The sequence below is a fragment of the Pedobacter gandavensis genome (assembly GCF_032677645.1).
Classification (GTDB): domain Bacteria; phylum Bacteroidota; class Bacteroidia; order Sphingobacteriales; family Sphingobacteriaceae; genus Pedobacter; species Pedobacter gandavensis_A.
On the sequence record NZ_JAVTSB010000012.1, the window covers coordinates 151816 to 174519 of the forward strand.

Here is a 22704-nt window from a genome sequence, read left to right on the forward strand (position 1 = left end):
TTTTATGAAAAAAATCTCTACTAAATTATTATATGTAATGCCTTTTGTGGCATTAATCGCGTTTTATGCCTGTAAACCTGCGTCCTCAAAGTTTAGTAATCCGGTAGGTTATGACCTGGAGCATCCGGAGAAGTTCAATATGCCGGAAAGTTTACTGGAAATTTCTGGAATCGCCTTTTATAAAGGTCTGCCGGATACCATTTATTCTATTCAAGATGAAGAAGGTAGCGTATTCCGCCAAAAATGGGGGGTTAAACAGCAAAAGAATGTTGGTTTTGCCGATAAAGGCGATTATGAGGATATCGCTATTTTCAATGAAAAGGTATTTGTCTTAAAAAGCAACGGCCATCTGTATTCTTTTCCTTTTTCGGAAACCGTAAAAGAAAAGGCAACACAGGTGAAAATACATAAGAAATTGGTGCCTAAAGGGGAGTATGAAAGTTTATATGCCGATTCGGAGACCAATAAAGTTTATGTTTTATGTAAATCATGTCCGGTAGATAAGAAGAAGAAAACGGTAACCGGGTATGTGCTAAACTATGAGTCGAAATTAGATAGTTTGATTCCTGAAAGTACTTTCAGCATTGATCTGGAACAATTAAAAGCACTCAACCCGAAGTTGAAAGCCAGCCTGAGTCCTTCTGCATTAACCAAAAATCCAAAGACAAAAGAATGGTATATCCTCGCATCTGCTAATAAGTTATTAGTCATTGCGGATGAAAACTGGAAAGTTAAAGCCGTACACCGTCTCAATTCTTCGATTTACAATCAGCCGGAAGGCATAGCTTTTGATAAAGATATGAACCTGTATATTTCCAACGAAGGCGATGAGCTGACCAATGGGAATATCCTTAAGTTTAAATACACCACATCAGTAAAAAAGTAAAACAATAAACAGTACGAAAAATGCAAGCTATCACGCTGGATTTGAACAATAGTATTATTGGCTTAAAAGACCGTCCTCCATTGGGAGCAGAGATTAAGTTTTCTTTGCAGCCTTTTATCGCGTTCGTGGAGGAGAAGGCAAATACTGAGAAGACCGCAAAAATCAACTTCTACCGCTATATTCTTGAACAATTTAAACAATATCCTGAGCTGAAAGATCCCATTCCTAAGGAGGATATCAGCAAGTATAATACCTTGTTTGAATTGATTTATACGGCTTTATCGCCAATTATTAATGAGGAGAAAGAACATTTCTGGGCATTAAGTACGCCATTAATGCCTTGTTTTCATTATGGGACCAATGCATTCTATAACGTATTACTGGAACCTTCTACCTGCACTTTAAAAGCCGATCTCTCGCTTCCTTCAAAATCAGAGATGAAGAAAAGCCTGTTATCCGCATTTTATAATATGGTGCTTCACCGTTTTTATAACTTTTCCTTAACAGCTAATGAGTTTACGGTCAATTCAATTATTGATCCGGAAACAAAACTGGCTAAATATTACCGCTTAAACGTAGATACGAGGTTTTTGAAGATCACTGCAAATGTGGAATTGCCGGAGTATGACCTGAACATTGTGAAGGATTATATTCAGGATGAAACCAACACTCTCGATATTCTGACGAAGCTCATCCCTCCTGAAATTTTCACCATAGAAGGGATTTCTATCGTCACGCTAACCGATGTAACAGGGGAGTATGCGCTGGAATCGATTAAGAACGTGATGATTGATCACCATGAATCTAAGAATGTAAACTATGGTAAAGAGATAAATAATGCTTTAAAAGCCTTGGCGGGATCAGACCATCTGGAATTTGGATTGTTGCCTTATCTGAAGTTAAATAATAAACTTTTGATCAATGAGAAGTCTGGTTTTCAGAGTATCCTGGTCAAATTAGCAGAGGAAGCTGGGTGGATGGATGATGATGAGTTTCATTTGATCACCGACTATCTAAAGCAGCCAAGAACGCTGATCTTTCCGGAAATCACACTCGAAGAACAGGAGAAATACCCTATGCTCCGCTTGTTATGGGCAAAAGGAATCAAGTCGTATGGCTTATTCCCGCTGTATTATAACGCAAAACTGGTCGGTTGTCTGGAGTTATATACCAAAGAGCCTATTCATTTTAATGGCAATGCCCTTACAAAAATAGACCTTGCTTTTCCTTTATTAGCACAGTTATATCAAAATATTGTCACTGATTTCAATCAGGAAATCGCAGAGATCGTAACGGATAAGTTTACAGCCTTACAGCCTTCTGTACAATGGAGGTTCAACGAAGCCGCTTATCATTACCTGCGCTCTGGTGGCAAAAAGCGTAATCTACCTGTAGAACAGGTTTTCTTTAAGAATGTACATCCCTTTTATGGGGCTGTAGACATTAGAAATTCCAGCATATTGAGAAATATGGCGGTCCGTAAAGACCTGAATGTGCATTTCGAAATGCTGCAAAAGACGCTGGATATCATTAAAAGGAAAGTCTGTGAATCGCTGGAAGATGAGCTGCCTAAGAAGTACGAAATATGGAGTCAATCCAGGTTTGAAGACCTGACCGATCGCGAGATTCTCAAAACAGAAGATTATCTGCAAAGACAGATTCCTGCGGCTTTAGTCCATTTAAAGGATACCCATCCGGAGCTTAAATCGATTGTAGATGAGTATTTTGACTGGACTGCCGTTGATGGAAAAAGCTATGAGCACCGCGATAGGTACGAAAAAAGTCTTCAAATGATCAATCTGGCAGTGACCAGACATCTGGATGTGTTTAACAGGGAAATTCAACAGATCTTTCCTTGTTACTTTGAAAAGTTTCGTACAGATGGGGTAGAGTTTGATATCTATTTAGGTCGCTCGATTGCCCCGGATGCTGATTTTTCAGAGGAAATCCTCTACCAGTTCCGGCTGAAACAGCTGAAAGTGCTCGCAGAAGTGGCACAAACCAGCCATAGTTTAGCGCCTTACTTCTCGTTACCACTGGAAACTACGCAATTGATTTTCGTCTATGAGAAATTGATTGATATCAGTTTCCGGATTGATGAACAACGTTTTGATGTAGAAGGAAGCTATAATATCCGTTACCAGATGGTTAAAAAGCGGATCGATAAAGCCCATGTGAAAGATACAACAGAGCGGATTACCCAACCTGGGAAGATAGCCATTGTCTATTTCAACAGCTGGGAAGCCAGAGAATATCTCGGATATATCAAAACACTTCAGGAGATTGGTTTGTTGAACGACGACCTGGAGTACCTGGACATTGAAGAATTGCAAGGAGTAGAGGGATTAAAAGCCCTGAGAATAGGAGTAACGCTTAAATAAATTTAACATGCGTTTTAAAAAAGAGCTGCAAGCGGCACTTATCATAAATATGGCGCTTGGAGCCATCCCTGCTGTGGTTTTCGCACAGGGCATAGTAAAATCAGATTCTATTACTGTCGCGATCGCGCCGGAATATGATAAAGTCAGTAATTTTCACCGGTTTTGGTTAGGAGAAAGCTATCGTAAGCTATGGGCAACGCCGGTAACCCTGCGTATTATGGACCTGCAAAAGGAAAAAGGCGGACTGAAAATCATCAAATTAGGTGGTGGTATGCAGACTCGTTCCCTTCGTTTGGTTGATCCAACCGGAAAAGAATGGGTATTGAGAACCGTTCAGAAATATGCAGATCGTAGCTTGCCAGAAAACCTGAGGGCAACCATTGCCAAAGATATTACTCAGGATCAGGTCTCTACCAATCACCCATTTGCCGCCTTAATTGTGCCTCCATTGGCCGCAGCGCTCGATTTGCCACATGCAAAACCGGAAATGGTATATATAGGAAATGATCCTGGACTGGGCGAATACCGTAAGGAGTTTGCCAATGCCGCCTATATTTTCGAAGAAAGATCACCTTCCGAAGAAAAAACCGACAATACAGAGAAGGTACAAAAGAAAATCCAAAAGGATAATGATACTAAAGTAGACCAGAAACCGGTGCTCAGAGCGCGTTTGCTGGACTTTCTGCTGGGCGATTGGGACAGGCATGAGGACAACTGGCGCTGGGCTGCGGATAAAACCATAGACGGAACCACTTATACGCCGGTACCTCGCGACCGCGACAAGGTGTTCTATAAAACTTCCGGTGTATTCCCCTGGATATTGAGTCACCAATGGCTTAAATCGCACTTGCAGCCTTATTCTCCAACCATCAGAGATGTGGATCACTGGAACTTTAACGAAAGATATTTCGACAGATATTTCCTCAATGAACTAAACGAAGAAGACTGGAAAGAAGCTATAAAAGAGGTGCAGGCCAAAATGACGGATGAACTGATTGCTAAAGCCTTCAGGGAAATGCCTGATCCTATTTATAAACAGTGTGGTGATCAGTTGATTGCTGATTTTACTTCCAGAAGAGATAAACTGGAAGCACTGGCCTTACAATACTATCGTTTTCTATCTGTTAATGTAGATATCCCTGCTTCTGATAAGACGGAATACTTCGATGTAAAGCAGGAAGAAGATGGGAAAATCAGACTTCATGTGTTCAATATCAAGAAGGATGGCAGTAAAGGACGCCGCTTTTTTAGCCGTACTTTCGATCCTCAGGTAACCAAAGAAATCCGTTTATTCGGACTAGGGGGCAAAGATGTTTTCAATGTTCATGGTCAAAATGAATCGCCGATAAAGGTGAGAATGATCGGTGGAGCGGAGGTTGATGATTTTAAAGTAGCAGAAGATGTACCTAACAAATCAGGGATTTTTATTTATGATCGTTCCGATGAAACCAATATACTTCCGCCTAAAGGATATGCTAAACTGCGTTTAGCTAAAGATTCGGCAGTGAATGAGTTCAATAAAAACGGCTTCTTATATGACAGAAAGGGGATTCTTTTTGATGCGAATTATAATATCGATCAGGGAATTCAGGTTGGATTGGGCTATATTTTAGAGAAACAAGGCTTTAGAAAGTCGCCATATGCTTCTAAACAGGAGATTTGGGCGCACTATTCTACGGGTAGAAAATCCTTTATTCTGGATTATGCCGGTGATTTTAAGAAAGCAGTGGGTAACAACGACCTTCATGTCGGGATAAATATGTTAGGCCCTAATAACCTGAGTAATTTCTTCGGTTTAGGGAATAATACAGCTTACCAGAAAGATGATCATGATGACCTGCCGGGTGCTCATGAGCGCGAAGATGGGATTGGTTATTACCGCAACAGATACAACTACCTGAATGCCAATGTCAAATTAAGAAGGGCCTTAGATAAGAACTGGACGATAGAAGGAGGGGTGTTGTTATCTTATTATACCAGCAACCGCAAGGAAAACGAAGAGCGCTTTTTAAATGATTACGATGCTTTATATCCGGATCAGGAAGTGTTTGCTAACCGTTTTTATGCGGGCTTAACCGCAGGCTGGGCTTATGATACCCGTGATAATATCGCGATTCCTACAAAGGGTGTTTTCTGGAAAGCGACCATTTCTGCGCAACAGCGGGCTAATGGTGGCGATGAGCGCTATGGTATTCTGAATACAGAATTCCGCTTTTACCTGAACCCTGGTCAGTCGGGTCTGGTGATTGCCAACAGAATTGGTGGTGGAACGACAGTAGGAGATCCGGCATTTTTCCAACAGATACAAATCGGTGGTGTAAATAGCCTTAGAGGCTTTAACAGCAGGCGTTTTACGGGTCGTACGGGCTTATATCATAACCTGGACCTGAGAATGAAGCTGTTTAACTTTACGTCGTATTTAGTGCCTGGAACGGTAGGTATGATCGCTTTTAATGATGTAGGTAGGGTATGGCAACCAGGGGAATCCAGCGGTAGATGGCATCAGGGCTATGGTGGCGGATTATATGTGATGCCAGGAGATAAGTTCCTGATCCAGGGAACCCTGGGCTTCTCTAAAGAAGCAACCATGCCTTATTTCTCTGTAGGATTTAATTTCTAAGTCGCTAAGATCAGTAAGCTGTAAGAATATACAAAACATAAAAAGCCGGTTATTTCTAGAATAACCGGCTTTTTAATGCGTTATATTTAAAGCAGTTTAATCCGCTTCTTCGTCTACGAATAACTTGATTTCGTGATCAGCGATCGTGATTAAACGGTCTCTGTATAAACCACCAATTACTTTCTTGAAAGCACTTTTGCTGATTTTAAAACGGTCATAGATATCATCTGGTGCACTTTTGTCACCTAAATGAACGATACCACCACAAGCTTTCAGTTCATCAAGGATCACATCTTTGTTCTCCAGGATATGACCGTAACCCATTGGTTGAAGGCTTAAATCAATTTTACCTTCTACACGAATCTTTTTGATCCATCCTTTTCTAACCTCACCAGGAGTCAACTGGTCAAATAGTTCGTTAGTGTACAATAGACCGATGTATTTATTGTCTACAATGGCATTGTAACCCAGGTCAGAGCGATCAATGATCAATAAACTTACCTCATCACCTTCTTCAAGGTCGATGTCCTGATCTTCTACGTAGTTTGTTAAGCGGGAAGAGGCTACCATACGGTCATTGCTCTCATCCAGGTACACATAAACTACATGGTTATCACCTTTAAACATCGGGCGTTTCTGCTCACGTTGAGGGACATAGATGTCTTTGTCGATACCAAGATTCATGAAAACACCATCTTCACCATCATCAACAACAGTTAGATAAGCGAAATCACCTACGCAGGCTAAAGGTTTTTTTGTGGTACCCATCAATCTGCCGTCTTTGTGCATATACACGAAAACATTGATGTTCTCCCCAACCTCGATGTTTTTAGGGACATCTACGTAAGGTAAAAGCACCTCTTTATCACCTTCTGTTAAGATGAGGCCGTGTTCGGTTTTATTTATAATTCTTAGATCGTTATATCTTCCTATTTCTATCATGTTCTTGCAAGCATTTTTGCAAAGGTAGCGATATAGGCAGTAACATATCTATGATAGCCGCATCTAAATGTAAAAATTAAACGAAATTGACAAGAATATATAAGTTTTTATAGAAAAGCTGCGGTAACTTTAGCCATGTTCCAGCATAAGTTTATTTTTCCTTCCCTTGCCCCCAATTGAAGAAACTTAATGGACATGGCTAAAGTTCCCCCTGTTAATGGACTTGATGGTTTGGGTTATACGAATTGCTTGAAAGATTTTGTAGCTTAAGCTGAAGTTTAGTGTTCCTGATTTAACAGGTTGATAATAAATAGTTCTTCTGTTCTTTTTTTGCCAATTATTTTTGTAGCCATTCTGCTTTTTCCACCGGAAGTACAGCAAAAGACCAGTCGGTGTTGAAAAGGCAAGTCCTCAATTTTCTCCTCCAGATCGTACAGGGAAATGTGAATACCGCCAATATTGTGCGCTTCAAATTCATGGGCTTCCCGTACATCAATCAAACAAAAAGGCACCTTGTTTTCTTCCCAATCCAGGAGTTCTTTTTGGAAAACTTCCTGATAGGGTACGGTTTTCTTTGCATCAGAGATCTCCGTAGGATTGCCACCCTGAGCTTGCTTACCGGCTACAGTATGATCCTCGCTTTCGGGCTTTACACCCAGGTTTTCCGGTTGAATATTGAAGAGCTGCATATCGTTGTTTAGTGCATTGAAGATAAGGAGTTTTCCGGAAAGACAATCACCGAAACCACAGATTACTTTAATCACCTCATTGGCCATAATACTACCAATAATACCAGGTAAAGGGCCAATCACGCCGCTATCGCCACAATTGGGACTATCGGAATTTAAAGGAGGTTCAGGGTAGCAACTGCGATAATTGGGACCTCCCTGATAATTAAATACAGAAACCTGCCCTTCAAAGCGGAAAATAGAGCCAAATACCAGGGTTTTTCCAAGGGAAACGCAGCCGTCATTGACCAGATAACGCGTAGGGAAATTGTCTGAGCCATCGATGACAAGGTCATAGGAATTCATCAAATCAGCAGCGTTTTCTTCACTAATATAGAAGGGATAGGCCTGTAGCTTTACGGAAGGATTTAAGCACTTTAACCGCTCTACGGCTGTTAAAGCCTTATTTAAGCCAATATCCTGTTGCTGAAAAAGAATCTGTCGGTGCAGATTACTTTCTGCTACAGCATCCCCGTCAACTACCCCGATTTCGCCTATACCGGCCCCGGCAAGGTAGAATAGGAGGGGGCAGCCCAATCCGCCGGCACCAACAATTAAAACCGAGGCATTTTGTAGTTTTTTCTGCCCTGCGATACCCAGTTCTTCCAGTAAAATCTGCCTGTTGTATCTGTTAAGTCCTTCGTTTTCCATGGTTTTATTTCATTAAGCTCAAGTCCCAATCCTTCCATACAGCCTCATAGCCTTGTTTATGAATCGTTTCTGCGATTTCTGTGGCCGTTCTTTCATCGGATATCTCAAATTGCTCTAAGGATTGCGGTTCCACGGCATAGCCACCCGGATTGGTTTTTGAACCTGCACTGATGGAAGTAATCCCGAGTTTAATGATATGGTCACGAAAAACCTGAGACTCCCTCGTAGAGATCGACAACTCGACTTCTTCATTAAAAAGGCGGTAGGCGCAGATCAGTTGCACCAGCTCACGGTCGTTCATCACCACCTTAGGTTCTAATCCGCCACTAAAGGGTCTTAGCCGGGGAAAAGAGATGCTGTATTTGCTCTGCCAGTATTTCTTTTCCAGGTAATCCAGGTGCATAGCCGTGAAAAAGGAATCCGTTCTCCAGTCTTCCAAACCAATCAATACACCCAATCCCATTTTATGAATTCCGGCTTCACCTAAGCGGTCCGGGGTGTCTAAACGGTATTGGAAATTGGATTTTTTACCCTTTGGGTGATGTTTTTTATAGTCTTCCTCATGGTAAGTTTCCTGGTAAACCAGTACCGTATTTAGTCCGTAAGGGGTCAATTCCTGATAATCAACGAGGTCTAAAGGCTGTACTTCCATGGAAATATGTGCGAAATGAGGCCTGATTAGCTCTAAAACCTTTTTAAAGTAGTCGGTATGGACAGTTTGATTGGCTTCACCGGTGACTAACAACACATGTTGGTAGCCCATTTCTTTGATTACAGCGACTTCCTGCATGATTTCCATGGGGGATAGCGTCTTGCGTTTCACTTTGTTATCATAGCTGAAACCGCAATACGTACATATATTGTTGCATTCATTACTGAGGTAAAGTGGCACATATAGCTGTATGGTGTTCCCAAAGCGCTTTAAAGTAAGCTCCTGACTCAATTTCGCCATTCTTTCCAGGTAAGGAGCCGCCGCAGGCGAGATCAGGGCTTTAAAGTCCTCTAATGTCCTTTTTGAAGCATTTAAAGCCTGCTCTACATCGCTGCTGGTTTTCGCATAAATACTCTTGCTACTCTCTTCCCAGCGCTGGTTTTGAAAAATCTCGTTAAATCTCATCTTCAAGGAAAGCGGTTAATGGACTGCTGGCAACAGCCTGTGAATTGATCGAACCTAATCTGGCTAAATAAGCCATTCTACCTGCTTCAACGGCTATTTTAAAGGCCTCAGCCATGAGGACCGGATTTCCGGAGACGGCTATAGCTGTGTTCACCAATACGGCATCAGCCCCGATTTCCATGGCTTTTGCGGCATCAGAAGGGGAGCCTATTCCGGCATCGATCACCACAGGGACCCGACTCTGACTGATGATGATTTCCAGAAAATCAATGGTTTTCAGCCCTTTATTACTGCCTATAGGAGATCCTAAAGGCATTACAGCGGCAGTGCCCACATCTTCCAGACGCTTGCAAAGTACAGGGTCTGCGTGGATATAAGGAAGTACGATAAAACCGAGTTTAGCCAGCTCTTCAGTAGCTTTTAGGGTCTCAATCGGGTCTGGCATCAGGTACTTGGGGTCTGGGTGGATTTCGAGTTTAATCCAGTTCGTTTCCAGTGCTTCTCTGGCCATTTGGGCTGCAAAAACCGCTTCTTTGGCATTTCTAACGCCCGAAGTATTAGGCAGCAGGTTTAAATGAGGGTGATTTAAATGCCTCAGCAAGTCGTCTTTGCCGGGGTTTAAGTCCGCGCGCTGGTTTAAGTCTACGCGTTTTAGGGCAACAGTAACCAGTTCTGATCCTGAGGCTAGTAAAGCGGCCTCCATAATAGCGCTGGAACTGAATTTTCCCGTACCTGTAAACAGGCGCGAATGGAAGGTTTTGTCTGCTATTTTTAACATGATGAAATGGGGTTTAACAGGGAAGGAAAAGGGTGGTTTTGGAACTCCTGATAGAGCTGGCTAATCAGTAAAGCAGTATCCTTTTTGTTGGTCAGTACGCCAGAAAGTGCCAGACCGTAAATGCCGGTTTTCAGTAGCTCCGGAAGGTCGTCCGGAGTAATGCCACCAATGGCGATTACAGGGATGTTAATGTTGGCATTTCTGACCTGTTCCATGATCTTTTTATAACCTTCCAGGCCAAGGATCGGGCTTAAATTCTGCTTAGTGCTGGTAAAGCGATAGGGGCCCAGACCAATATAATTCGCACCTTCTGCAACTCTTTTTTGTAAGTCTGCAAAAGTGTTTGCGGTGCCGCCTATAATTTTATGATTACCTACTAATAATCTGGCTTTTACAATACTTATGTCATTTAAGCCTAGATGTGTTCCGTAGGCGTCAACCTCCTTCGAAACCAATGGAAAATCATTGATGATTAATTTGCTTGCAAATTTTTTGCAGAGGTCATTTGCAGCTTTAGCCAGGTTTAAAACCTCCGTTTCCGGCTGGTCTTTTACGCGAAGCTGGATCCATTTTCCACCGGCCTGGAGCACCTGCGCTATGGCTTCCAAATGGCCGCTTTCTGCGCTGGATTGGGAGATATAATGTAGTCTGTCGATCATAAGTTGTGGTAGCCTAAAAGGCTGGTGTTACTGTTTAAAAATTTCTCGATATACTGCTTGCCGAGCAGGCAGGATTCCGGGATTGAATTACCCAAAGCAAGTTGGGCGGTAATGGCAGAAGAGAGCACACATCCGGAGCCATGTTTTGGCGCAACGAAAGCGCTTCCGGATTTGAAGGCCAGTTGCTCCTTTTGTTGGAACAGGTAATCGGTGCCAGGGGTTAAAGGGTGGTGTCCGCCTTTGAGTAAAACCGCACAGTCCTCCGACCAGGTTCGGCAAAGCTGATCAACCGCTTCAGTACTGACCTCAGTATCACTGTCCCCCTGAACTTGCCTAGTTCCGCCTTTTAACTCCAGCATCTCCAAATAGTTCGGTGTAATCAAATACAGCCGTTTTAAGACGTTTTTAAAAACATCCGGATCTCCATTCCAATCATGGAAGTTATATCCGGCAGTCGCTTTTATAATAGGGTCTAGCACGATTTTAATCTTCGGATCAAATGAATTTAAAAATTCACAAACTGTTGATAAAGTTTCCAGATTTTTGATCAAGCCGATTTTAACCGCCTGAATCGGGAATTTTTCGACCAGCGGTTTTAGCTGCGCGATCACCTGTTCCGTTTCCAGCCAGTCGTTTTTCAGAAATTCCGTATCCGTCTGAACCGTCAGCGCGGTGCAAACTCCAAATCCGTAAACCCGCTGTGCTTCGAAACACTTCAGGTCGGAGAGCAGGCCAGCCCCGGCACTGGGGTCGAGGCCTGCAATGCTGATCACGTAAGGCCGGGCCTCCAACTCCTCTGATCTGTTTTCTATCCTGTCTTTTGACATGCTTCCTGTATTTTTTTAAAAGTTGCTAATGCTTGTTCCGGAGTATTCCATATCGCCCCTAAAACCGCTGCCCCATCAAAATTCATTTGATGAAGCAGACTGATCCGGGCGACAGAAATCCCGCCCAATGCAATCACTTTGGTATCCGGAGAACAGATCAATTGAAAACTATCCGGAACTACTCCCGGATAGTTTTCTTTAGATATACTTTTAAAAACCGGGCCATAAAAAGTATATTTAAAGTTCGATAAATCAGATAAATGACTAATTGAATGTATAGAAGTGCTTAAGGTTGACGAAAGATTGCCCCTCAATCCGGAATGCAAACCTTGCAGACGCTCCTGCGCTTTGAAATGAAAGTTTTGAATATCAAAATCATTTGAAAGCTCATGGAACTGGTGTAAGACCACATGCTCCAGGAAGTCCGGACAAATCCCGGAAAGCAACTGCGCATAAGCCTCCTTATCGCAAGCCTCCTTCCTGAGGTGAAAGCGCTGCATCCCCAGGTCAAACAGACCATTGATCAGCTGCACTTCCTCCTTAAAAAAGCCGGGTTTTGAAATCACAATCAGTTCCATCTGCAAATCAATCTTTTCAATTACAAATAAATTTCGCTTCCTTTTGCTGCAAACTCTTTAGACTTTTCGGCCATTCCCTGATTTAAAGCTTCCGTTTCTTCCAGACCTTGCTTCGCGGCATAGTCCCTCACATCCTGCGTAATTTTCATCGAGCAGAAGTTCGGACCACACATCGAACAGAAGTGAGCGATTTTAGCGCCATCCGCAGGAAGCGTCTCATCATGAAACTCTTTTGCCGTATCCGGATCCAGGGAAAGGTTAAACTGATCTTCCCATCTGAATTCAAATCTCGCCTTGCTCAAGGCATTGTCGCGATATTGCGCACCAGGGTGTCCTTTGGCTAAATCCGCGGCATGTGCAGCAATCTTGTAAGTGATCACCCCATCTTTCACATCTTTTTTATTCGGTAAACCGAGGTGTTCTTTTGGCGTCACATAGCAAAGCATGGCCGTGCCGAACCAGCCGATCATTGCAGCGCCAATGGCAGAAGTGATGTGGTCGTAGCCAGGGGCGATATCTGTAGTGAGTGGGCCTAAAGTGTAAAACGGTGCTTCCGAACAATGTTCCAATTGTTTCTCCATGTTTTCTTTGATCAGGTGCATCGGCACATGGCCGGGACCCTCAATGATGGTTTGGATATCGTGTTTCCAGGCGATTTTCGTTAATTCTCCTAAAGTCTCCAGTTCTGAAAACTGTGCTTCATCATTTGCATCAGCGATACAACCCGGACGTAAACCGTCGCCAAGTGAAAAAGCCACATCATATGCTTTCATGATTTCACAGATTTCCTCGAAATGCGTATACAGGAAACTTTCTCTATGATGCGCCAGGCACCATTTCGCCATGATAGAACCACCACGGGAAACAATTCCGGTCACTCTTTTCGCCGTCATCGGAATATATCTCAGCAATACCCCGGCATGGATCGTGAAATAATCCACCCCTTGTTCTGCCTGTTCAATCAGTGTATCTCTGAAAATCTCCCAGGTCAGGTCTTCGGCTTTGCCATTTACTTTTTCTAAGGCCTGATAAATTGGAACCGTACCAATCGGAACAGGGGAATTGCGGATGATCCATTCCCTGGTTTCATGAATATTTTTACCGGTACTCAGGTCCATAATCGTATCTGCACCCCATCTGCAAGCCCATACAGCCTTTTCCACCTCTTCTTCGATAGAGGAAGTCACCGCAGAATTACCAATGTTGGCGTTGATCTTCACGAGGAAATTCCGGCCAATGATCATGGGTTCTAATTCCGGGTGATTGATGTTACAAGGGATTACTGCCCTTCCGGAAGCCACTTCCGAGCGTACAAATTCAGGAGTGATATAGCCTTTTGGTGTATTTGCCCCAAAACTATGACCTTGATGCTGGTGTGCCATTACCCCATATTGTGCGCCTAGTTGTTCGTTCAAAAGATCAATCCTTTGATTTTCTCTGATGGCGATATATTCCATTTCGGCAGTAATGATTCCTTTTCTGGCATAATGCATCTGAGAAACATTCATGCCTGGTTTGGCCCGGTAAGGCTTATTCAAATGAGAAAATCGGAGTTCATTTAATTTGTCATCTGCCAATCGCTCCTGACCATAATCAGAAGAAATCTGATCCAGCTGATCAACATCAGCTCTTCCGGTAACCCAGCTTTCCCGTAGTCTTGGTAAGCCTTTCTTTACATCAATATCCGCATTCGGATCGGTGTATGGACCACTGGTGTCATAAATTGTAACCGGAGGGTTTACTTCTGTTGCGCCAAAACCATTGTGAATTTTAGTCTCACTTAATGTGATTTCACGCATCGCAACCTGGATGTCATGAAGTTGTCCCGGAACAAAGATCTTTTTGGAGGCCGGAAAAGGAGTACGGCTGATCACTTGCTCGGTCGGCGTTTTTTCTTGTTTCATATTGTCGGTATCTTGGTGTAGAATTTTATTAGTGTAGGAAAGATCTGGATGGTTTATCCGCCTTGAGTGGCTTTGATGATCGTTAGCCGGTCGCCATCGCGCAACAGCCTTTCCGGCCATTCCGTTTTAGAAATGATGGTTTGATTGATGGCTACAGCAATTCCCTGGACAGGAATCTGTAATACTTCTGCGAACAATTGTTCTATCGAACAAGATTCGCTAACCGGATAGTTTTTTTGATTTACAGTTATTTCCATTTTTTTAATAAATAGGAAAAACTATAGGCATGACCTTTTTACAGGCATGAAAAGACGGCAAACGGATTTGCTTCTACTTTTCCCTTCGGCAGTACTAACTGCATCAGGTTCAAAGGGTATTTCTCAGCGCAAGGCACCCCTAAAGTTTTTTTGTAAAACTAGACTATTTTTTTGGAAAACAAAATCCGTAATCAAGAAACCCTAAAAATGGCGATTGGAAATCGGAAAATTTTAGCGCTGAAACGGGGGAGCATAGCTAAAAAAACAACCCTTCAGGAAATGAACCTGAAGGGCCGGATTAAAATTGTAACTGGTAATTATTATTCAGCAGCGGCCTGTTCGTTAATGAACTCCTCCGCAATCTCCGTTAGGGCGATATCCGTTTCTTTTTCATTGTCAAGTGTTTGTTGTAGTAATTCTGCCACTTCGGTATGTCCCATGTTTACCGCAAAAGTTCTCAGGGTGCCATAAGTAGCAATCTCATAATGTTCCACTTTTTGTGCGGCAAGGATTAAAGCTGCATCACGTATCAATGTCCCTTTTTCTGTATCCGCAATGATGGAATTTGCCTCTTCTAACAGGCCGGCCATGGCATCACATTTTTTGCCCTGAGCTTTCTCGCCCAGCTGCTCAAAAACCTGTTCCAGCGTATCAATGTGCTTATTGGTTTCTTCGGTATGCTTTTCAAATGCTGCGGCCAGCTCGGTACTGGTTGCGGCTTTTTGCATTTTTGGCAAAGCTTTAGATAAATGTTTTTCGGCCCAATAAATGTCCTTCAGCTCATCGACAAAGAACTTGTGGAATTCAGAGTTCTCCATTTTTCCGTTTTTTGCTGTTGAATCAGCTACAGTTTTAGTACTGCTACTCTTCGTTGTAGTTGCCATAATTCGTTTTTCTTTTAAGGTTCGACTTATGCCCCCTATAAACTAGTCCAACGCAAAAATTGTTTAGCAGGTTATTAAAAATAAATACGCCTGGTAAGTGTATTTTTTACACTATTAGGGCGGGATGATTAACATAATCTGCCTAAAGAACTTGAAATCCTGATTCTGTCTGGAGAAATAGGGGAAATGGTCCAAAATGATTGCTTACTTTTGTGAAATAATTCTTGCATCTAATGATTTCTAAGCAAAAACACCGTTTCTTTTTAAGTCTTTTCTTCTTCATGTCTGGTTTTAGTTTTGCCACCTGGGCATCAAGAATCCCAACGATAAAGATGGCATTTGATCTGAATGAGGCGCAGTTGGGTAGTGTTTTACTCGCCTTACCCATAGGCTCATTACTTGGATTGCCAATTTCCGGCTGGTTGATTTCCAGATTCAACAGCAAGGTGCCATTGGCTGGTGGTTATGCGTTAAACGCCTTTTCTCTGGCTTTAATCGGTTTTGCACACAACATTTATAGCCTGGTGGGCGCAGTTATTCTATTCGCTTTCACCACCAGGATCTTTAATATTTCCGTGAATACACAGGCTTTAACGCTACAGAAGCAGTTCGACAAGAAAATCATTGGTTCATTTCATGGGTACTGGAGTATTGGTGGAATTGCAGGGATTGGTCTTTCTACGCTTTTACTGGCGATGGACGTCTCTATACATCTTCATTTTCTGATCGTAGCAGTAGCGATGCTGGGGATCACGATCTACGCTTATCAATTCCTGTTGAGTGGCGACCGGGCTAAAACCGGCAATAAACTGATCCTGAGTAAACCGGATCCTTACATTTTTTACCTTGGGATTGTCGTGTTTTTATGTGCAATTTGTGAAGGAGGGATGTTCGATTGGAGTGGGATCTATTTCCAGGAAGTGATTAAAGTAGAGATTTTCACTTATGGCTATCTGATCTTCATGACCTTCATGGCTGCTTCCAGGTTCCTGTCAGACATTATCATTGGCAAAATCGGAATGCCAAAAACCTATATCATGAGTGCCGCATTTATCGTTTCAGGGATAAGTCTGGCGATTATCTTCCCGGTTTTCTGGCCAGCAATGATCGGTTTCTCTTTGGTAGGTTTTGGAACGGCTTCCATTATTCCGATGTCTTATGCCCTTGCAGGTGCTTCAAAAAAATACTCAGCAGGCATGGCGATTTCTATCATTGCAACCTATTCGATTACAGGGATGCTGTTAGGCCCGCCTTTAATCGGTTATCTGGCCCATGCTTTTAACCTCCGGGTTTCCTTTATCATCTTTGCTATTTGTGGATTGATGCTGATTCCGATTACCAAAATGTTCTTCAATCACCAGAAACTCACTAATAAAGAAGAAGCATAGTTTCTTTTCATGCATGATCCACAAGGGCGTGTAAAATCTATTGGCAATGTTCAAATTAAGTATCACAATAGTTATTGACATTAATAACAGGTTTGGTGATATCAAATCAATTACCGGCAATACAGATCAGTTGTCTGTAACAACCAGACCCATCTTATTTCGTTAGTAATTGATCAATACAATTTAGTTTCTTTTATTATCCTACGTTCGGACTGCTGCCGGAATGTGGTCGTGTTGTGTCTTAATTTCTTTAATCCCTGGTACATCCTTGATTAATGGTTGATAGGTCCTTGATAGGTCTAAATGACCTTTCAAGGATGGTGCAAGGACCTGTTGAATATGTAGAAACTTAAGACACAACACGACCACATACCGGACGCATCCTTAGTACAGCCCAGGGAGGCAACGCTGCATGGAAAGCATGGATTCAGAAAATGGCATATACGTCAAAAGCCTATTCGATTACAGCGTAAGGAATAGGCTTTTGATGATAAGAAAGAAAGTTGGGGAGGAGTTACTAACTATTCAGCACTTTTTCTACAGTGACTTTTGCGTCGGATTCCAGATCCTTTGCTTTAGATTTTAGCTGGTCTACGATGTCACCAGCGGCATTTAGTACTTCTTTTGATTTCGTTTTTGCTTTGTCCAGGGCTTCGTCTTTAAGGTCAGCCAATTGATCAGCTTCTGATAGCACTTTGCTTTTTACCTGGTGTAATTTGTCTTTCGCAGTATCAGACAGATCTTTTGCCTTATCCGATATCTTCGTTCTGGTATTTACACCTTTTTCTGGTGCAAATAAAACACCTATTACAGCTCCAATCGCTAATCCGGCTAACAGTGCGACTACTGGTAAAGTCGAATCAGTTTTTTGAGCGGTTAAGGAAGATAGTGCATTACGATAATTATTGTATTTCATGGGAATAGGTTTTGTGGTTTCATCTAATTGGATGATAACCTGTGTGATGTACCAACAAGTGTGTTCCCAAAGTGTTTGAAAAAAAACAAATTAGACCGATTCTATTTGACAGAATGAAGACGAAATAAAGCAAATGATTTAGCTAATTTTGTATCGTGTATTTATTACACTAACTTACAGTTGATTATGAAGAAAAGCTTACTAACTTTAACACTTGGTGGACTAGGAATCGGCATTACAGAATTTGTAATGATGGGCCTGTTACCAGATATTGCCAAAGATTTAGCCATTACCATTCCAGAGGCAGGTCATTTGATCTCTGCTTACGCACTAGGGGTAGTGGTAGGGGCGCCATTATTGGTGGCCATTACCGGGAGCTATCCTCCAAAAAAGATTCTGATTGCCTTAATGATCATGTTTACTGCATTTAACGCTTTATCTGCTTTTTCTCCGGATTATACCATGATGCTTGCCGCTCGTTTTCTTGCCGGACTTCCTCATGGCGCCTTTTTTGGTGTTGGATCTGTAGTGGCCAGCCGGATTGCCGGAAAGGGTAAAGAAGCACAGGCAGTTTCCCTGATGTTTGCCGGTTTAACCATCGCAAACGTGGTAGGGGTTCCTTTAGGGACCTATATAGGTCACCATTATTCCTGGAGATATACTTTCGTGATCATCGTAATTGTAGGTTTAATTACCCTGTTAAGCTTGAAATTATGGATGCCTAACCTGTCTGCAACTAAAGACAGAGACCTGAAAAAAGAACTGGCATTTTTCAAACTTCCGGAAGCCTGGCTGATCATTTTAATGATTGCTATCGGTACCGGTGGATTGTTCTCCTGGTACTCCTATATCGCGCCATTACTAACCGATGTTTCCGGATTCTCTGCGGATTCGATTACCTATATTCTGGTCCTTGCCGGTTTAGGAATGCTTGTAGGTAACTTTATCGGTGGTAAATTAGCCGATAAATTCTCCCCTGCGAAAGCTTCGTTTTCTCTTTTGATAGCCATGGCAGTCGCTTTATTTATTGTCCATTATGTTTCTTATAACCAGACGTTTTCGTTAATCATGACCTTCATTACCGGTGCAATTGCTTTCGCAGTGGCTGCCCCGATCCAAATGTTGATGATCAATACGGCTAAAGGTTCCGAAATGATTGCCGCCTCCGTGAGTCAGGCGAGTTTCAATATCGGAAATGCTTTAGGTGCGTTTTTAGGTGGTTTGCCATTGGCAGCCGGCTTTGATTACACTTCTCCGGTATGGGTAGGTACAGTGATGGCCTTATCAGGTGCAGTTTTTGCCTGGTTGCTGATTTCCAGAACTAAAAGATTAGCATTAGCTAAGTAAATTTATAAAATATTAAGATGTTCTCCTGTCGATGGATCGATTGGATGAAGACCTGAGTTTACCGACTATTTTCAAACAGCCGGCTGTCCGATTACGAACAGCCGGCTGTTCGGTTTTGAACAGTGTTCTCCGTAAAACATTGTATTTTAAGGCCTAAGGATGCATTCCGTAGTGTGGCATATAGATTGGCTATGGGATGTAAAATACCTACGCTTATGTTTCAACATCATCTGCTCCTGATTTATCGGAATTTCAAAAGATACAAAAGTTCGTTTTTAATTAACCTGCTTGGACTTACCGGAGGACTTTGCTGTACGCTGCTGATTTACCTCTGGGTAATGGATGAAATGCGTATGGATAAGTTTCATGCATATAATGATCAGCTTTTCCAGGTGATGGAAAATGAAAAAACGGCCGGAGGAATTAATACAAGAGACGCTACATCTGGCTTGCTTGGAGAATCTCTGACTAAGGACATGCCGGAGGTGGAGGCTGCTGTAACCACTAGTCCGACTTATTGGCTGGCTGAAAGTAAAGTGAGAATCGGAGATAATCCAGGCGTAACATCCGTAGGAAAGTTTGCCGGAAAGGACTTTTTTAAACTATTTTCTTATCCATTAGTAGTTGGAAATGTAGCGGAGGTACTAACCGGAGTAAATAATGTTGTCATTTCTGAAAGCCTTGCGAAAAAGTTGTTCAACAGTACAGACGTGCTGGGAAAAGAGATCATTTGGAGTAATGCTGAAATTAAAAGTGACAAGCATGTGCTCATTTCTGGTGTATTTAAGGATACACCCAATAATTCTTCTGATCATTTTGATTTTCTGGTTCCGCTGGAAGTCCTTTTTAAGGAGTCTAATTTTTTGAAATGGGGGAATCTGGGGCCCAATACTTTCCTTTTATTGAAAAAAGGTACCGATCCGGTTAGATTTAGTGCTAAAATCGAGGATTTTATGGCAAAAAAAGATCAGCCTCACCGGAGGCTGTTCATCCGTCCTGCTTCGGATGGGTATCTATATGGGAAATATGAAAACGGTGTACTTACCGGGGGTAGAATTGATTATGTGAAGCTGTTTTCTTTGATTGCTGTTTTTATTCTGGTGATTGCCTGTATCAATTTCATGAATTTATCCACCGCAAAAGCTTCCAGAAGAATGAAGGAAGTAGGAATTAAGAAGGTGATGGGGGCTAGTCGTAAGTCCTTGATATTTCAGTACTTGTCGGAATCTGTAATGTTGACTTTATTGTCATTATTCCTTTCACTATTGTGTGTAGAGCTGTTTCTGCCCCAATTTAATGTCATTGCCGGTAAAACATTAAGCCTGCATTTCGACTTAAAAATGGTTGGCGCGCTACTGGCAATAACTTTGTTTACAGGCTTGTTTTCCGGAAGCTATCCCGCATTGTACTTGTCAGGATTTAATCCGGCAGCCGCTTTAAAAGGGAAATTGGGGACTACAATGGCCGAATTATGGACGCGAAAAGGTTTAGTAGTTTTTCAATTTACACTTTCCGTAATCCTTATGGTTTCGGTTTTTGTGATCTACAGGCAGATCGAATTTGTACAGACTAAAAACCCGGGATATAAAAAGGATAATGTGGTGTATTTTCAGGCAGAAGGAAGGTTGCAGAACAACATGGCTTCTTTCCTTACTGAAGTTAGAAAGGTACCGGGAGTGGTTAAAGCCGGGGGAATGGATCGCAACTTTTTAGGGGACCTTAGTACAACCACAGGTGAATTTCGGTGGGAGGGCAGTAACCCAAAAGACGTTATAAAGTTCCAGAAAGGGAGTATAAGTGCAGATATGGTGGAGACTTTGGGTATGAAAATGGCCGCAGGGAGAAGTTTTTCTGATCAGTATGGATCAGATAGTGCTAAGGTTTTGGTCAATGAAGCCGCGATAAAGGTGATGGGGCTTAAAGATCCTGTGGGTAAAATATTTGGGATCTGGGGGCAGGATTATCAGATTATTGGCGTGATCAAAGATTTTAATTATGAATCCTTACATCAGGAGGTGAAGCCTTTATTTTTTAGATTCAGTGACAAGAATCTGAATCGTGTCATGATCAAAATGAAGGCAGGGACAGAGAAAGAAACTATTTCCGGGATTCTGGAGTTCTATAAAAAATTTAATCCGGGGTATATCCTGAATTATAGGTTCCTGGATCAGGATTTTCAGGATCAATATGTTGCAGAAACCAGGGTAGCTGTATTGTCCCGTTATTTCTCCGCCCTGGCAGTGATCATTTCCTGCCTTGGTTTATTCGGATTGGCTACTTTTACCGCAGAAAGAAGGTTGAAAGAGATTGGAATCAGAAAGGTACTAGGCGCTTCGGAAGGAAGTATCATCATGATATTATCAAAAGATTTTACAAAACCAGTCATTGCAGCGATTCTGATCGCTTTGCCGGTTAGCTATATCATGACCCAATATTGGTTAAATACTTTTGCTTATAGAATCGAATTGCAACTCTGGTATTTTGTTGGCGCAGGATTATTGGCTTTATTGATCTCCTGGTTAACGGTAGCGATTCAGGCGGTTAAAGCCGCAACAGTAAGCCCGATTCAATGTCTTAAAGCTGATTAATATAAACTCTAAAACCATTTTTGGGGAGCTGTCTAAATTGCTTATATTTGAATGCTATGGGTTTTTATCGGCCATAGCATTCAAAATATGCCAGAAATACTCCTGATTTGTGTCTTGTTAATTCCTCAGACCGTGGCCGGTGTCCTTGCTCACAGTATGGGCAAAAGCTTCTGGTTTTGGTTTTTCATTTCTTTTCTGATCCCGATCATTTCCCTGATTATCTTGTTGTTTATGGATGAGAAAAAGTCTGACACTACCAGTTATGAACTGGCAGAGCATGTGCGAAACAGAGATCAAGCGAAAGTCTGATGCTTTATGCACAGCCTTCCTGTGATACACAACCTTCCAGTAACACTTTCAATTCTGCTATTTCGGACTGTTCCAGGGGCTTTAACGGCCCTCTAAGCTGCCCTGCTTCTTGTCCCAATAACTCCAGTCCGGCTTTGATAGACTTTGGTAATCCTTTGGCCAATAAGAATTTCAAAAGATCTAATTGCTTGTAAAACACTTCCTGTGCTTTGTTTAAGTCGTTTTTCTCGATTGCTTCATACAAGGCAATATTAAGTTCCGGAATCAGATTACTTGCCGCAGTACACCAGCCCTGCGCTCCCGCTGCAAATGCGCCAAGGGCTAAAGGATTGGAGCCATTGAAAAAGGCTACTTCTTCGCCCAGGTCTTTACGTAAGGTATGCATCCGCTGAAGGTCTCCGGAACTCTCTTTGATCATGGTTACATTGGGAATCTCCAATAGCTTTTTTAATAAGGCCGGCGACATGTCTACACCACCTGTTGCTGGATTGTTATAGGCCATAATCGGAATGGAAATGGCTTTTGCCACTGCCTCATAATGTGCGAAAATCTCCTGGTCATTAAGTTTCCAATAGCTCATGGGTAAGATCATAACGGCATCAGAACCTGCTTTTTCAGCGAATTTAGCGTGATAAATGGTTCTTTCTGTAGTGAGGTTGGATACGCCGGTCAGGACAGGAACCCTTCCCGCAACTTGTTGGATCGTGGCTTCGGTAAGCGCTTCTTTCTCTTCGTCGGTTAGGTAAGGCAGCACTCCGGTACTGCCTAATGGAGCAATGGCATGACTGCCGGCAACCACCAATCGCTCCAATAGTCTTTTGAAAAGTGGAATGTCAATTTGCTCCTGTTCGTTGAAGGGGGTAATCGGATAAGCGATGATCCCTTTAAATATGGATTTGTTCATGTTTTTATAATTTAATTGCTGTGATCAATGATTAAGCTTT

19 protein-coding genes and 1 riboswitch are annotated in these 22704 nt (G+C 42.3%); of the genes, 7 read left to right on the forward strand and 12 right to left on the reverse strand.

Annotation, left to right across the window (positions count from 1 at the left end):
- The first annotated feature begins 4 nt into the window (after window positions 1-4).
- The 3 genes from R2Q66_RS19710 to R2Q66_RS19720 are packed head-to-tail and all read left to right on the forward strand — an operon-like array spanning window position 5 to window position 5887.
- Window positions 5-886: an SdiA-regulated domain-containing protein gene (locus tag R2Q66_RS19710; protein ID WP_316752299.1), complete on the forward strand. Its 882-nt coding sequence runs from the start codon at window positions 5-7 to the stop codon at window positions 884-886.
- Between the two features lie 20 nt (window positions 887-906).
- Complete coding sequence (locus R2Q66_RS19715; protein ID WP_316752301.1) at window positions 907-3267, forward strand: GAF domain-containing protein; 2361 nt, start codon at window positions 907-909, stop codon at window positions 3265-3267.
- A 7-nt stretch (window positions 3268-3274) separates the two neighbouring features.
- Complete coding sequence (locus R2Q66_RS19720; protein ID WP_316752304.1) at window positions 3275-5887, forward strand: BamA/TamA family outer membrane protein; 2613 nt, start codon at window positions 3275-3277, stop codon at window positions 5885-5887.
- Between the two features lie 96 nt (window positions 5888-5983).
- Here the strand turns inward: R2Q66_RS19720 and R2Q66_RS19725 are convergent, their stop codons facing one another.
- From R2Q66_RS19725 to R2Q66_RS19770, 10 genes are all read right to left on the reverse strand, one after another.
- The gene (locus tag R2Q66_RS19725) at window positions 5984-6829 is read right to left on the reverse strand and encodes a S1 RNA-binding domain-containing protein (RefSeq protein ID WP_316752307.1); all 846 of its coding nucleotides are present in this window, start codon (window positions 6827-6829) and stop codon (window positions 5984-5986) included.
- Window positions 6830-7107: 278 nt separating this feature from the next.
- The gene (locus tag R2Q66_RS19730) at window positions 7108-8208 is read right to left on the reverse strand and encodes a HesA/MoeB/ThiF family protein (RefSeq protein ID WP_316752310.1); all 1101 of its coding nucleotides are present in this window, start codon (window positions 8206-8208) and stop codon (window positions 7108-7110) included.
- A 4-nt stretch (window positions 8209-8212) separates the two neighbouring features.
- On the reverse strand, window positions 8213-9325 hold the full coding sequence (gene thiH / locus R2Q66_RS19735) for a 2-iminoacetate synthase ThiH (protein WP_316752313.1): 1113 nt from the start codon (window positions 9323-9325) through the stop codon (window positions 8213-8215).
- Window positions 9315-10103, reverse strand: a complete 789-nt coding sequence (locus tag R2Q66_RS19740) for a thiazole synthase (RefSeq protein WP_316752315.1) — start codon at window positions 10101-10103, stop codon at window positions 9315-9317. The genes thiH and R2Q66_RS19740 overlap by 11 nt, the downstream gene beginning before the upstream one ends.
- Entirely contained in the window at window positions 10097-10762 is a 666-nt protein-coding gene (locus R2Q66_RS19745) for a thiamine phosphate synthase (protein WP_316752316.1), read from the reverse strand. The genes R2Q66_RS19740 and R2Q66_RS19745 overlap by 7 nt, the downstream gene beginning before the upstream one ends.
- The gene (locus R2Q66_RS19750) at window positions 10759-11589 is read right to left on the reverse strand and encodes a hydroxymethylpyrimidine/phosphomethylpyrimidine kinase (protein WP_316752319.1); all 831 of its coding nucleotides are present in this window, start codon (window positions 11587-11589) and stop codon (window positions 10759-10761) included. The genes R2Q66_RS19745 and R2Q66_RS19750 overlap by 4 nt, the downstream gene beginning before the upstream one ends.
- The gene (locus R2Q66_RS19755) at window positions 11571-12167 is read right to left on the reverse strand and encodes a thiamine phosphate synthase (protein ID WP_316752321.1); all 597 of its coding nucleotides are present in this window, start codon (window positions 12165-12167) and stop codon (window positions 11571-11573) included. The genes R2Q66_RS19750 and R2Q66_RS19755 overlap by 19 nt, the downstream gene beginning before the upstream one ends.
- A gap of 20 nt (window positions 12168-12187) precedes the next feature.
- Window positions 12188-14071, reverse strand: coding sequence for a phosphomethylpyrimidine synthase ThiC (thiC, locus tag R2Q66_RS19760; protein ID WP_316752323.1), 1884 nt, complete (start codon window positions 14069-14071; stop codon window positions 12188-12190).
- A gap of 53 nt (window positions 14072-14124) precedes the next feature.
- Window positions 14125-14328, reverse strand: a complete 204-nt coding sequence (gene thiS, locus R2Q66_RS19765; RefSeq protein WP_316752326.1) for a sulfur carrier protein ThiS — start codon at window positions 14326-14328, stop codon at window positions 14125-14127.
- 63 nt (window positions 14329-14391) lie between these two features.
- Window positions 14392-14479: riboswitch (TPP riboswitch) on the reverse strand.
- Window positions 14480-14648: 169 nt separating this feature from the next.
- The gene (locus R2Q66_RS19770) at window positions 14649-15212 is read right to left on the reverse strand and encodes a ferritin-like domain-containing protein (protein WP_316752328.1); all 564 of its coding nucleotides are present in this window, start codon (window positions 15210-15212) and stop codon (window positions 14649-14651) included.
- A gap of 233 nt (window positions 15213-15445) precedes the next feature.
- Here R2Q66_RS19770 and R2Q66_RS19775 point away from each other — a divergent pair, with 233 nt between their 5' ends.
- Complete coding sequence (locus R2Q66_RS19775; protein ID WP_316752332.1) at window positions 15446-16600, forward strand: MFS transporter; 1155 nt, start codon at window positions 15446-15448, stop codon at window positions 16598-16600.
- 517 nt (window positions 16601-17117) lie between these two features.
- Here R2Q66_RS19775 and R2Q66_RS19780 read toward each other — a convergent pair.
- Entirely contained in the window at window positions 17118-17516 is a 399-nt protein-coding gene (locus tag R2Q66_RS19780; protein ID WP_316752334.1) for a YtxH domain-containing protein, read from the reverse strand.
- Between the two features lie 186 nt (window positions 17517-17702).
- Between R2Q66_RS19780 and R2Q66_RS19785 the strand changes: the two genes are divergently transcribed.
- The 3 genes from R2Q66_RS19785 to R2Q66_RS19795 all read left to right on the forward strand — a co-directional run bounded on the left by R2Q66_RS19785 (window position 17703) and on the right by R2Q66_RS19795 (window position 21760).
- Window positions 17703-18863, forward strand: a complete 1161-nt coding sequence (locus R2Q66_RS19785; RefSeq protein WP_316752336.1) for an MFS transporter — start codon at window positions 17703-17705, stop codon at window positions 18861-18863.
- Window positions 18864-19078: 215 nt separating this feature from the next.
- On the forward strand, window positions 19079-21451 hold the full coding sequence (locus tag R2Q66_RS19790; RefSeq protein WP_316752338.1) for an ABC transporter permease: 2373 nt from the start codon (window positions 19079-19081) through the stop codon (window positions 21449-21451).
- An 87-nt stretch (window positions 21452-21538) separates the two neighbouring features.
- Window positions 21539-21760 (forward strand): hypothetical protein, encoded by a 222-nt coding sequence (locus tag R2Q66_RS19795; protein WP_316752340.1) that lies wholly within the window; start codon window positions 21539-21541, stop codon window positions 21758-21760.
- Between the two features lie 4 nt (window positions 21761-21764).
- On the opposite strand, the gene R2Q66_RS19800 is transcribed toward R2Q66_RS19795, so the two are convergent.
- The gene (locus R2Q66_RS19800; RefSeq protein WP_316752343.1) at window positions 21765-22664 is read right to left on the reverse strand and encodes a dihydrodipicolinate synthase family protein; all 900 of its coding nucleotides are present in this window, start codon (window positions 22662-22664) and stop codon (window positions 21765-21767) included.
- Between the last annotated feature and the right edge of the window lie 40 nt (window positions 22665-22704).